The sequence below is a fragment of the Bradyrhizobium sp. th-b2 genome (assembly GCF_000426785.1).
GTDB classification, from domain to species: domain Bacteria; phylum Pseudomonadota; class Alphaproteobacteria; order Rhizobiales; family Xanthobacteraceae; genus Bradyrhizobium; species Bradyrhizobium septentrionale.
Genome location: NZ_KE384574.1, coordinates 2269 through 14330, shown reverse-complemented (window position 1 = coordinate 14330; position 12062 = coordinate 2269). Strand labels below are relative to the sequence as shown.

Below are 12062 nucleotides of genomic sequence, written 5' to 3'. Positions count from 1 at the left end.
GACAGCTTCCGTCGTTGGCGGCGTACTTGCCGCAACTATCGCAGGGACGAATGTCGGGCCGATCGAATCCTCTTCGGCCGGATCATGACAGGTCCAAGCCTTGCGCCAGCTCAGCAGAAGCTGACGTGATATCCCATACCGGCGAGCCGTCGCCGACACCAGTCGTGGCCCCGAGAAGCTCTCCTCTACGATTCTGAGCTTCTCCGCACGCGTCCAGCGTCGCCGCCGACCGGTCTCCACCAAATCCATGCGGCTCAGCACCGCACTGTCCTTATGTCCGTCCATAAGGACAGTCAGCTACAGATCGGAAAAACTCGCAAGACGGCCGCCCTCGGACGGATACCGCATGAACCGCCATCGCTTCAGAGAACATTGAATAACCAGGCCTACGCGCTATCCGCATTTTCTGGATGGCGCGCCGAACGTGGGTCCGCTCACAGTCTGGCAAGGTCGATCGAGCAGACCCACAGCAAGTGGTGGCGTGTGGCCGCCCTCGCGAGGATCAGCCGGGTCGCGACAACGAGAGCAGCGATAGCTGCGATAAATGCCGTCCGTGCTGCGGGAATGATTTTTCCGGTCGTCCTGCCGGATGCCACGATAGATGCGGGCCTAACGGACTGTCACGAAGAACGGCACAATCAGTACGAAAACGTCGGACATGGCGTACATGGGCCAGAGTCTGCCAGATGGCCGACAGCAGCGCAGCAATGGTGAGTGGAGGCAGCTCCAGCCCGCCGTATGGGACCTAGGCCGCCACAACCCGAATACGGGCTGTAACGGGATCCGGCGTGCCAAAGTCCAGCGGCCTCCACTCGCCGATATTTGAAACCGTGGCCCGAAGCTTCAGAATCAGGCCCTTTCCAGCCGTCAAATCAGAGGCCGGACATCGCAGTGGAGATCTTGGTGATTCCTCCGACCAGCGCAGAAGAGATGCTCGTATCAGTCTTGAACACAGCAATCACGACGGCGACGATGCAAGCTGCGACGATGATGTACTCGAATGACACCACGCCATCCTTGTCGGCGCGAAGCTGCTTCAAAGCTTCCGTGGTCTGGATGTAAAATTTCGACATAGGAAAATCCTTTTACTCAGATGAATTTTACAAAACCCGTCGGCGCGCAATCCGGAGCCAACCGTTAAGTTCTATAATATTTTTCCTAAAATTGGCACTGCTAATTTTTCCTTAACCTTACTGTGGCAGGCCTCCCCGTATTTGCGCGGGAGACACGCATGAACCGCGACAAAATTGCCGAAAATTCCCGGGTCCACTGCCATTGGCCGGCTCGGTTTCGCATCCAGCCGTTGCTGCCTGGAAACAATTGGACGACCAGTTACAAAAAAGCGACGATCGGATGATGTCATCGGCCACCTCCGCTTGTTCTGTGGCCTTCGGCACTGGCATTGCTACGCTGGCCGTACCGGCGCGACCGTTGCGAGATCCGGCGTCTGGGGCTCGGCCTGCCAACGGCGTTCAACATACAGACAGCAGCGTTGACGCATCCCGATGCCTCGCTGTCGTAGTGGGCCCTCGCAATCGAACAGACGGTATTTCAAGGAATCCCGGCTTTCCCGGGCTCCGCGTTCTGTGGACGCGCGCGCCGAACGTGGACGACGGCCACCTCGTCCGCGTAGGCCCTCTCCCAGTCAGGCATTCGATCGAGCAGACCCACCGCTCGCGCAGACGGAAGCAGCAGGGTTGTGTCAATCTTGTATTCGTCAAGCAATCGGACGAAGTCCGGTATGTCCTGAAGCGAAAGGGCTCGCGAATAGCGGGCGAGAAAGGCCGGCCCGTAAAGTTCGGCACGTGAATCGACGAACGTCGGAATACCCTGGAAGATCAGGTATCCGCAGAAGTAGTAGTCATTCAGAACGCGATTTGCCTGCAACCCCTTGATCTTTTCCACGGCGACGCGCGGAACGAGTGGTGGCGTGTGGTCCATCGTCGCCACGATCACCCATGTCGCGACAACCAGGGCGGCGATAGCCGCGAAAAACGCCGTCCTTGCTGGTTGCACGACTTTCCGGCTGTGTTGCGACTGAGGCCACGAGAGGTGCTGGCCTAATGGACCGGCAACGAGGAGTGGCGCGACCAGAGCGAAAACGTCGACATAGCGTACATGGGCGAGAGTCTGCCAAATGACCGCCAGCAACACGGCAAGCCTGATCGGAGGCAGCTTCAGCCCGCTATACAGGGCGTAGGCAGCGCCACCGATCAAGCATACCGAGACTGGATTTGTTTCGCCGAAATCCAGCGCTTGCCACTCGCCGATCTTTGAAAGAATGGATCCTAGTTTCAAAATGCGCAGTGTGACCAGGATCGATTCCGGTCCATACGGGGTGATGCAGGCGGCTGCAAGTGCAAGCCCCCCAAATCGGAGCCATTGCAGCGCGACCGTCACGCGGGCGGATTTGTCTGCGGTCCAAAGGGCCTCCAACGCGAACGGCCCAATCAACGCCAGGCCCAGCGTAAAGCTGCCGTGAAGGTTCGCCCAGAGAGTGACGAGCGGCAGACACCAGAGCGAAGGCGCTCGTCGCTGTTCGCTCGCTTCTATCAGGGTGTTAGCCCACAGCACCATCAACGGAAAGACCAGGACATGCGGCCGGGCCAGCGTGTGCGTCGCCGTCATGGCGATTGCAGCCCCCACCATCAGCACGACCGGCACGTTCGGCAATCTCTTCAGCAGCAGGCGTGTAAGCAGGAAAAACGCTGCAGACGCCGACAGCGCGGCAAGCATTACAGGTCCAGGCCATCCGGCCAATTTGAACGCCGCGCAATAAAGGACTTCTGACAACCACGCGCTGGTTATCCAGGGTGCGCCGGGCATCGTGAACGAGAACAGATCAACGTGCGGTACGGCACGATGATCAATGATCCACTGCCCGACCACGATATGCCAATAGATGTCGGCATCGCTTAACAGGCTGACGCTCCTGCTGATGAGCGTCAGATAGGCCGTCGCCGCGAATATGAGCGGTAGCCAGGACCTAAGGTAATCGGGGCGCACAGGATCTGGGCTTAGCCCGGTCGCCGGATCGACCTGACGCGAATTATTGCTTGAAAGCATGCTCTCCGTCCCCGTCCCGCGATATCAATCATTGTCAACTTGGGAATGTCGGCGCAACCGGAGATGCTCAAATTTCCCCTCAATAACACGTCCCGGCATCCCCTCCGAGCCGCCCGCAACTCTCCGGGTTCGATTGCCGCCACTGCGCGACCGCCAGCAGGGCTTGCCGGCGTCGGCCGGCGCTGCCGATTGCCGGCTGCGCGCTTCCTCGAGGAACTGCGAATAAAGCTTCTGGATCTGCACGTTTCGCTCGAGCAGGGACATTGTCCTTGCCTGAACCTGGCCTGCCAACGCCTTGCGCAGGGCATTCTCCCGATCGAGCAATTCGGGAAACGGAAGCAGCGGCCGTGCAAGCTCCGTCGCCTTGATCACGCAGGACGCCCGCTCCACCGCCTGCGTGATGATCGAGCTAGACATTTCGCTTTGAACCTGAAGAGCAGGCAGTGCGGTGCGGCTAACAGATCTCACCTACGAGGACTGGCTCAAACGCGCCTTTGGCCACAGGTGCGGATCCAACGGGCCGCCGGGTTTTTTTGACCATGAGCGCGATTGGCGAGACTCCCGACCGGCGCTTGCGGTGGCTCACCTCACGCGATTGATCGAGAGCTCGGAGCCGGCGCTACGCTGGTATTCGGATCGCCAAACTGCAGATGGATTAACCTGCCGGGTCAGCACCAACGCCAGCAGTGACAACAGTTGGCTCCGCTCAACGGACGCGGCGATAACCGAGGCCGAAAGAGCTCTGGCGCAGTCACAGGGCGTCCACGCGCATAAGCGGTGATCTGCTTTGGCACGGGAGTTAACATCGACCCGCAAAAATACGGATTTGACTCCTTCAGCCGCCTGAAAACGGCCGCTGTGGCGGCCAAGCTCGCCTGCGGCCATGGCGCGCGCAGCCTAGTAGGTGTGCGCCGCCGTGCTGCGGTCGGACTACCGCCAAAAACCTAAATGACTATTTCTTGAGGCCTTTGGTGAGGTGGAGTAGAATCTGCGCATTGGCGAAGTCCTTCTAGAAAATTGGATAACCGCATCGAATAGGCGTCTTTTGCATGCGCCACCCGATCGACACCGCTCCAAGGGATGGGAAATTCGTCATTCTTGAGGATGACGTAAGCGGACGCTTCGAATCTGCTCAATGGTCGGCTGAGGCGCGTGGGTGGGTTAGGAAAAATGGCGAGCCAAGCGAGATCACGCCGACGCATTGGCAAACAATGCATCTTCCAAAGGAAGGTGATGAATTTATTCTGCAAGATGAATTAATTCCGCCAAAGAAAACTGGATCGATCGCCCCCCCGGCGTCGCCAGGGCCCCGCTCCTTTTGCTTCTCCGCGGGCCTGGCCGAACGCGCGAGGGTGACGGAATTAACTCGTCTGGTTACGAACGCGGACCCGGTCACTGGCGTCCTGGTTGAAGCGCGGGCCGCGCAGAGCAAACAGGAGCGCGGACCGACCGCGCGGCGCGCCATCTCCTCGATCGCCGCGGTGATGGTCGGGGCGTCGCTCATCGGCTGGTATTTCCACGCTGAGCTCGTCGCCCATGTGACGCGATACATTGGTGAGGAGGATAACGTCGGGCCTGGAGCAGCTGGCGTGGAGGCCGTCAAGCAAGAGACCCAGGTCCCAGGAGAGGACCTGCAGAAAGCCGATTCATTGACGCGGGATCCGGCTCTTCATCAGCAAGCCGACCCCGCGATCTCACCGGCACCGCGGGATACTGCACAGGGCAAGCAAGGCGCGGAGGCAATGCAGCCGGAAGCGCAACAGTCTTTGGAAAAGGAGCGGCGCCGCGCAGACACCCTAGCAAATGAACTGGCGAGGGCGCAGCAGATCATTGAGATGCAGGTAGCGCGGGCAAACAAGGCGCGCGATCAGGCGACGCAGCTCAGTCAGGCCGCGGAGAGCGGGATGGCGGAGCTGCGACAGTCTCTGCAGAAGGAACACGACAGGGCCGAGGCGCTGGCGGGCGAGCTAGCGAAGGCACGGCGTGACATCGAAACGCAGCTGGCGTTGCCGAACAAGGCGCGCGACCAGGCGGCGCAGCGCAATCAGGCCGCCGAGAAAGCGACGCCGGAGCTGCGACAGTCTCTGAAGCAGGAGCGCGCCGAGGCGCCGGCACCGGGCCGCGAAACCACGCCGACTCAAGCCACGATGGTGGCTGCGACAGAGCAGCCAGCGATCGCTGAGGCGCAAGGCGGTCCGGAAGTTGCCAGGTTGCTGGCGCGCGCCAGCGCCCTGCTCGTCCAGGGGGATATCGGTGCAGCGCGGATCGTGCTCGAACACGCTGTCGGGACGGGCAGCGCACAGGCAAGCTTTATGCTTGCGGAGACCTATGATCCCCTCGTTCTTTCCACATGGAAGACCTACGGAACGCGCGGCGATGTGACGAAGGCGCGCGAGCTATACGCTAAGGCCCTTGCCGGCGGCATCCAGGAGGCCAAGGGTCGATCTGTCGCGTTGCATTAGGGGGAGAATGGACCGCGTCATTGTTCGAACGCCAGTTCGCTGAACTCACCAGGAAAATTTGGTCTGCGGACTTGGCTGGTCGGGGTCTTTGTGATGCGCCTGCAAGAGCTCACTTTTGAGGAATGGCTTGAGCACGCGTTTGGACGCGCAGTTCGCCTTCAGCAGGCACCTTGGTACTTCGATCCCGGCCACGATTGGTGGGATCCGGCGCCCGCTCAGGCCATAGCCTATCTCACCCGCTTATTTGAAAACCCGGAGCCAGCATTGGAAGAGTTCGCCGATCGCCAAATCGCGCAAGGCCTGACTTATCTAGTCAACGCGATGGCATCCGGCGACAACGGATGGTTTTGCTCGACCGAGGTGCCGGTTAAGGAGCGCATCCGCTGCATCGAGGCGATCGGGCCCTTTTTTGAGCGACTGTTCAAGCCGCGCTGCACCCCACATCTGTCGCACCTGAGCGAGGTCGATGCCGGGCCCCTCAACGGCGTCTGCTACATGTGGTGGGATGTTTTTCCGTCTCTCGCCCTTGCTACCGATCCAAACTTGCCAACCCTCCACGACTGTGCGCTGCGTACCATGCAGCGTACCGTTCAACTGGACTCGATTGCTTGCCAGGAGAGCGCTCTGCACGGGTTGGGGCATTGGCAGCCAAAATACCAAGAGAAAGTCGCCGCGATCATCGACGACTTTTGCGAGGCCTACCCGGACACCGACCCTAGGCTCTTGGCCTATGCCGAATCTGCCCGGTACGGATGCGTGCTGTGACGTCCCAGTGGGTCGTGGGGATCGAAGTGTCGGGCCTACCTCCCCGTCTCGTCTCTCTCACTCTTGGACCCTCGAGCAGGGACATTGTTCTCGCCTGCACCTGCACTGCCAATGCCTTGCGCAGGACGTTCTCCGTTCGGGAAACGGAAGCAGCGGCCGTGCGAGCTCCGTCGCCCGATGACGCAGGACGCCCTCGCCTCGGCCTGCGCGATCTGATCCGGGAAGCCGCTGCTAGGTGCGCCGCCGACTCCGCCTCTCCTCGATGGCCTCGCGCGCGGCCCCGCAAAGGCCAGCATGAGAGAAAACGAGCAGGCATCTCGCGCAGTTTAACCAAGCCTCTCAATCCCGATTCCCAATCGGGCGTCCGGTTGCCCCACAAGGCGCTTAGGCTCGCCGTCGCGCGCCCGCTCTGCTTAAACCAGCCGTCAAGCCGCCAACGTGGCACAAATGCAGCGAGCTCGCTGCCTTTTGCGGCCGCTCGCTCAAAATCAGGCGATTCCGGCCGCGCTGTTTCCGCATTTCGTGAGCGGAGCGCCAATTGGAAGCGATCACTTCTGCCGAAACGCGTGATTGAACGACATCACGAGCGGGCCGACGATGTAGTCAAACGCGGTTCGCTGAATCGTCGGGATTATTACGGTTGCCGGCATCCCCGGGTAAAGGCGAATGTTGGGCATGGTCGCCAGTTCGTCCTGGTCGATCCGAACGTAGGCCGTGTAATAGGGATTGTTGGTCTTGGGGTCCGTCAAGCGGTCCGCCGAGACCTGGATGACGTCGCCGTGAATGATCGGAACGATCCGCTGTTTGTAGGCGGTTAGGTGAACTTCGGCGCGCGTATTCGGATGCACGTCGCTGATATCCTCGACCGCCACCTGCGCCTCGATTGTCAGCGAGTCCTCGTCAGGCACGATGTCCAGGATTTTGTCGCCGCGCTGGATCACGCCTCCCATCGAAAACACGCTGAGGCCAACCACCCGTCCGGTATAGGGAGCGCGAATTTCCATCCGGCCCAGCACCGCCTTGGCGTTCATTGCCTTCGGGATCACCTCCAGGAGTCTGGCTTGCGTGTCGCGCAAGTCCTTGGTGACGTCGGTCATCCGGTCGTTGTCGAATTGGGCGATCTGCTGCTCCTGCTCCGCAATCGCCTGGCGCGCCTTGGCAATGTTGGCGTTTGCATCCGCGATCTGGCCTTCGAGACCATACGCCGTCCGCTCCAGCTGCAGGATACGCGGACGGGCGATCAGCCCTCGCTCCACGAGCGGAGCGACGTCCCTGGCCTCCTTGCGCACTGAATCGATCTGATTGGTGAACGATTTCACCTGCGCTTCCGAACCAACGATTTGGGAGCCCAGCTGATTGATCTTTTCGCGGACGACGCTTCTTTGCCCTTCGAGCGACGCCCTGCGGGTGTCAAACTGGCTGACCTGTCCGTTCCAGACGCTCTTGAAATAGGGATCATCAGAGCGCGCCTTCAGATCAGGCGGCATGACAAGTTGGGAGCCATGGTCAAGTTCGGTCAGCAGCCGGACTTCCGACGCACGAAGCACGGCATATTGCTGCGTTAGCACCTCGTGCTCTGCGCGAGCCTGGGTCTCGTCCAGCACGATCAGCAGATCACCGGCGAGCACCCTGTCACCTTCCCTGACGTGCAATTCCTTGACGATACCGCCGTCGAGGTGCTGGAGGCTCTTGCGGTTGCCATCGACCTTCACGACCGCATTGGCGACCACCGCCCCGTTGAGCGGCGCCGTCACCGCCCAGGCGCCGATGCCGCCGAAGAAGATGGCAATGATCAACCACCCCGCTACAGAGACATTGCGAATGGAGTCGTTTGGCGCGCCATCCTTGTTCGCGCGCTTTGTCCCGCGTGGGGCAGCAGCGGGACGCATCGACGGATCTGAGACATCAAGCAATGTCATGATTTCTCCTAACCGGTCGCTCCCCGGACTGCAGGAACCGGCACAGGCCGCGTGAGGCGCGCCAGGATTTCGCTCCGTGGTCCGAACATCTCGGCCACGCCTTCGCGCAACACCAATATCTTGTCGACCACGCCGATTGTGGCCGGCCGATGGGAAATGATCACCACCGTGGTCCCGCGCTTCTTCAGCTGCGTGATGCAGTCGGCCAGCGCTGCGTCGCCCTCGGCATCAAGGTTCGAGCTCGGCTCATCGAGCACGACCAGGCTCGGATTGCCGTAGACCGCGCGTGCGAGGCCAATACGCTGGCGGTAGCCTCCGGACAGGATCGCGCCACCCTCCCCGACCTGGGTATCGTAGCCATCGACGAGCCGCAGGATCATCTCGTGTACGTCGGCCATTCGCGCCGCCAGAATGATGTCCTTGTCATCTCCGTCCTTGAACCGACAAATATTGGCGGCCACCGTATCGGCAAACAGCTCGATATCCTGGGGTAGATAGCCAAGATGCTCGCCGAGCGACGACCTAATCCAGCTCGAAACGTCAGACCCGTCGAGGCGAACGGCCCCTGCGGATGGCGCCTGAACGCCGACAATATGACGCGCCAGCGTGGATTTGCCGGCGCCAGAGGGGCCGATAATCCCCAATACTTCACCCGGTTCGATCTGGAAGGTGACACCGCGCAGAATGGGCTTTGATGTTCTAGGCGCGGCAAAGGACAGCGCTTCGACGGAAAGACGGCCCTCGGGCCGTGGCAGCGTCAGTCCTGATTGGCGCGGCGGATTGGCTCCCAACAGCTCGCGCACCCGCAGGAATGCGCCGCGGGCCGAGACGAGACTGCGCCAGGATCCAACGATCTGCTCAATCGGCTGCAACGCGCGGCCAAGCAGGATGCTGGCGGCAAACATGGCACCGGCGGTGGTCATGCGCTCGATCACCAGATAGGCACCAAGACCAAGGATCAAGGATTGCATCGACAGCCGCAGGAATCGGATCATGCTCTGCATCGTCGCCGCGCGATCGCTCGCGGCGACCTGGCGCTCCAGCATTCGGTCGCGGTCCCTACTCCAGCGATTCAGGAGGCCCGCGGTCATCCCCATTGCGCGCACCACTTCGGTGTTGCGCAGGCTCATCTCGGTGAAACTGTAATTTCGATTTGCCGCCTCGCTGGATTCGGAGAGCGGAGGCTTGACGATCCATTCATTGAGAAAGGCCATCAGGACCAAAATGATCGAAGATCCCAGTGCAAATGCGCCCAGGAACGGGTGCAGGCAAAAGATCACCGCGATGTAGATCGGCGACCACGGCAGATCGAAGACAGCGTGAATTCCAGACCCGGTGATGAACTGGCGGAACGTATCAAAATCGCGCAAGAGCTGGCTGCGCGCACCGCCGATCTTTGTCGAATGGTCGATGATTGCGGTCATCACCCGCGGCGCGATCATCCGATCGAGGCGAATGCTGGTGCGTGTCAGCACACGGGCGCGGACCGCGTCGAGACCCGCGAGTGCCATGAACGCCAGCAACAGCGCAAGCGTCAGCATCAGCAACGTGATCTCGCTGGCGCTTGAGATCACGCGGTCATAGACCTGCAGCATGTACAGCGGGCCAGCCAGGTAGAGAAGGTTAATGGCCAGGCTGAATATGGCCGCAGTGACAAAATAGCTCTGGCAGGCTTGCAGCGACTGCCGGAATTCATCCGCTTTCTTACGGGGAATACTCACGCGGAAATTGGCCGGAGCCACCTTCTAAACATGATCGCTGTTTGCCCCTGGGCAGCAGTCGAAAGATTCAAATAAATCAATCATCCAATCCCCCCATTTAGCATGGCCGACGGCCGCGTTGATAGCCGCCGCCGCCGCAAAACAGGCAGGAGGGTAAACATACGGGGTTCGCCTTCTCCTCGCGTGGTTCTCTCCCATGGTAGATGCGTTCACGCCTCTCAGGCGATGTGGTGCGGATCATAGGTGATCACCGTGCCGTTCGTGGTGTCGGCCTTCTCGGCAAAGCCGGACGGATCGTATTGACCGAGCAGGACGATGTTGGCCGTGTGAGCACCATCCGACACCGTCAGAGTGCCACCGGTCCCCGCCTGGTTTTCCGTGAAGCTCAACGTGGTGCCAGCACCGAAGCTGATGCCCTTGATGTCGATGTCGTCATTGCCATCGAGGCCGCTCACCGTGCCGGAGAAGTGGAAAGCATCGTCCAGGATCAGGTGGCCAGCGGCGGTGGTGTCGAAGGTGACACCGGCCGCCGAGGCTGACCCGAACTCGATCGTGCCGGCCCCACTGATCAAGGCGTTGCCGCTGCCGGTCACCTCTCCCTCTGCTGTGACCGTGCCGCCATTGGCCCAGATCAGGCCGCTATTGGCCACCGCGCTGGCGAGCACGAGCCCACCCGTACCGGTCGCCTCCAGCGTACCGGCGTTGGCGATCACGTTGGCGCCAGTATCGATCACCAGGGCATGGGTGCCCGTGGCGTCGATGGTGCCTTCGTTGCTCAGCGTCAGGCTGCCCTGCCCGATCTGGCCCGCGCCGGAGATCACGTTGTCGACGTTGTCGAGCGTGACGTTCGAGGCCGTACCGGCAATAACGTTGTGGTCATCGTCGGACAAGACCACGTGACCGCCGCCGTTGAGCGTGATCCCGGTCTGGATCAACTGCAGCAGCGTATCGTCGCCGGAGGCCTGCAGGTCGATCTCGCCGGTGTTGTGGATGACGCCCGACAGCGGCAGCATCGCGCCGTCGCCGATGGTCATCTGGCCTGGGTTTTCGACCGTGGGTGTCACGTCGAATTCGAAGTTTGCTGCGGTTAAATCTGCCGAATGCACGCCGTCGAGCGTGATCGTCTGCCCGTCGGCGAGTGTAATCACCGCATTTCCGCTCGCGTCGTCCGCGGCGTGGGCCTGGACGTCCGCGAAGCTCTGCCAGCCGTAGCTAATCAGGTCAATGACGTCGAAGGACACCTCGAAGCTGTGCACGACGTCGTTGCCGATCGGCTGCGAGAAGACAAAGGTGTCGTGGCCGCTCGAGCCGGTCAGTGTGTCGTTGCCGGACCAGGCGAAGATAGGGCTTCCGGGGGCGTAGGCTTCGACGTTATCCAATATCATGGCAGTTCCGGTACTGCCGTCCGAATTGATCCAAGTCTCTGTGACCTTAATAAGCGCTGCACCGCTGAACGTAACACTCGACGTGATCGTCAGCTCGGCGGGCGAGCTTGTCTGGACTATCCATGAACCGTTGCCAAGATCGTTCGCACCATTGACGGTCCAACCCGATCCAACTCCTGAAAATGTCACCGTGACGGTATCGCTGGGCTCTGACGTCGGATCGGTAAGAGCCAGATTTATGGGACTTCCTGCTACACCCGCAGGCAAGCTCTTTGTAGAGCCAGATCCATTATTCCCCGCCAAGTCAGTGTAGCTGTTTGCTGTCACACCCACACTCGCGGATCCATTGGACGTTCTTGTCCAAGTTGCCGTGTAGTGCGAAGAGTCGATCGTTTGGAAGTTACTTATTGAGCCTCTGCTTGTCGTGATATCGGACGAATCAAAACCTGTCACTGCCTCGCTGAATGTAAACGTGACGGTCGTTGTATTACCAATACCGTTTGGAACAGTGTCTGGATTTGACGTAACGGTGACCGTCGGCGCCGTGGTATCGACCTTATAGCTGGCATTGTCCGTGACTGCCGCTGTGGTCAACGTCACCGCGTTGCCCGCCGCATCCGTAATCGCGCCGCCGTTCAGGCTCAACGCATTGGCATTGATGCTGATGCCGTTGGCGTCGGTCTGCCCTGCGAGAATCGTGTAAGTGAACACCAGCGCGTTGCTGCCGCTGCCGGATGCATAGTT

At 60.5% G+C, this 12062-nt stretch carries 10 protein-coding genes; 2 read left to right on the top strand and 8 right to left on the bottom strand.

Annotated features, from left to right (window positions below; all coding sequences use genetic code 11):
• From K359_RS60975 to K359_RS0150745, 5 genes are all read right to left on the bottom strand, one after another.
• The coding region (locus K359_RS60975; RefSeq protein ID WP_084518652.1) for a transposase at positions 1-285 on the bottom strand (285 nt) is incomplete at its 3' end.
• 587 nt (positions 286-872) lie between these two features.
• Positions 873-1073 (bottom strand): Flp family type IVb pilin, encoded by a 201-nt coding sequence (locus K359_RS0150755; protein WP_029085699.1) that lies wholly within the window; start codon positions 1071-1073, stop codon positions 873-875.
• A gap of 71 nt (positions 1074-1144) precedes the next feature.
• Entirely contained in the window at positions 1145-1363 is a 219-nt protein-coding gene (locus tag K359_RS63075; protein WP_156929201.1) for a hypothetical protein, read from the bottom strand.
• Positions 1364-1551: 188 nt separating this feature from the next.
• A complete protein-coding gene (locus K359_RS0150750; RefSeq protein WP_063619018.1) occupies positions 1552-3066 on the bottom strand; it encodes a hypothetical protein in 1515 nt (504 codons plus the stop codon).
• 24 nt (positions 3067-3090) lie between these two features.
• Positions 3091-3483, bottom strand: coding sequence for a hypothetical protein (locus tag K359_RS0150745; RefSeq protein ID WP_029085697.1), 393 nt, complete (start codon positions 3481-3483; stop codon positions 3091-3093).
• A gap of 632 nt (positions 3484-4115) precedes the next feature.
• Between K359_RS0150745 and K359_RS58275 the strand changes: the two genes are divergently transcribed.
• Together K359_RS58275 and K359_RS0150735 are read left to right on the top strand one after the other, a co-directional pair.
• Positions 4116-5528 (top strand): hypothetical protein, encoded by a 1413-nt coding sequence (locus tag K359_RS58275; protein WP_029085696.1) that lies wholly within the window; start codon positions 4116-4118, stop codon positions 5526-5528.
• A 93-nt stretch (positions 5529-5621) separates the two neighbouring features.
• Positions 5622-6293, top strand: a complete 672-nt coding sequence (locus K359_RS0150735; protein WP_035978798.1) for a hypothetical protein — start codon at positions 5622-5624, stop codon at positions 6291-6293.
• Positions 6294-6841: 548 nt separating this feature from the next.
• Here the strand turns inward: K359_RS0150735 and K359_RS0150730 are convergent.
• From K359_RS0150730 to K359_RS63070, 3 genes are all read right to left on the bottom strand, one after another.
• Positions 6842-8212, bottom strand: a complete 1371-nt coding sequence (locus tag K359_RS0150730; protein WP_029085694.1) for an HlyD family type I secretion periplasmic adaptor subunit — start codon at positions 8210-8212, stop codon at positions 6842-6844.
• A gap of 8 nt (positions 8213-8220) precedes the next feature.
• Positions 8221-9933 (bottom strand): type I secretion system permease/ATPase, encoded by a 1713-nt coding sequence (locus K359_RS0150725; RefSeq protein WP_029085693.1) that lies wholly within the window; start codon positions 9931-9933, stop codon positions 8221-8223.
• A gap of 218 nt (positions 9934-10151) precedes the next feature.
• Positions 10152-12062 (bottom strand): Ig-like domain-containing protein (locus tag K359_RS63070; protein ID WP_245285003.1); only part of this gene is annotated, 1911 nt, incomplete at its 5' end.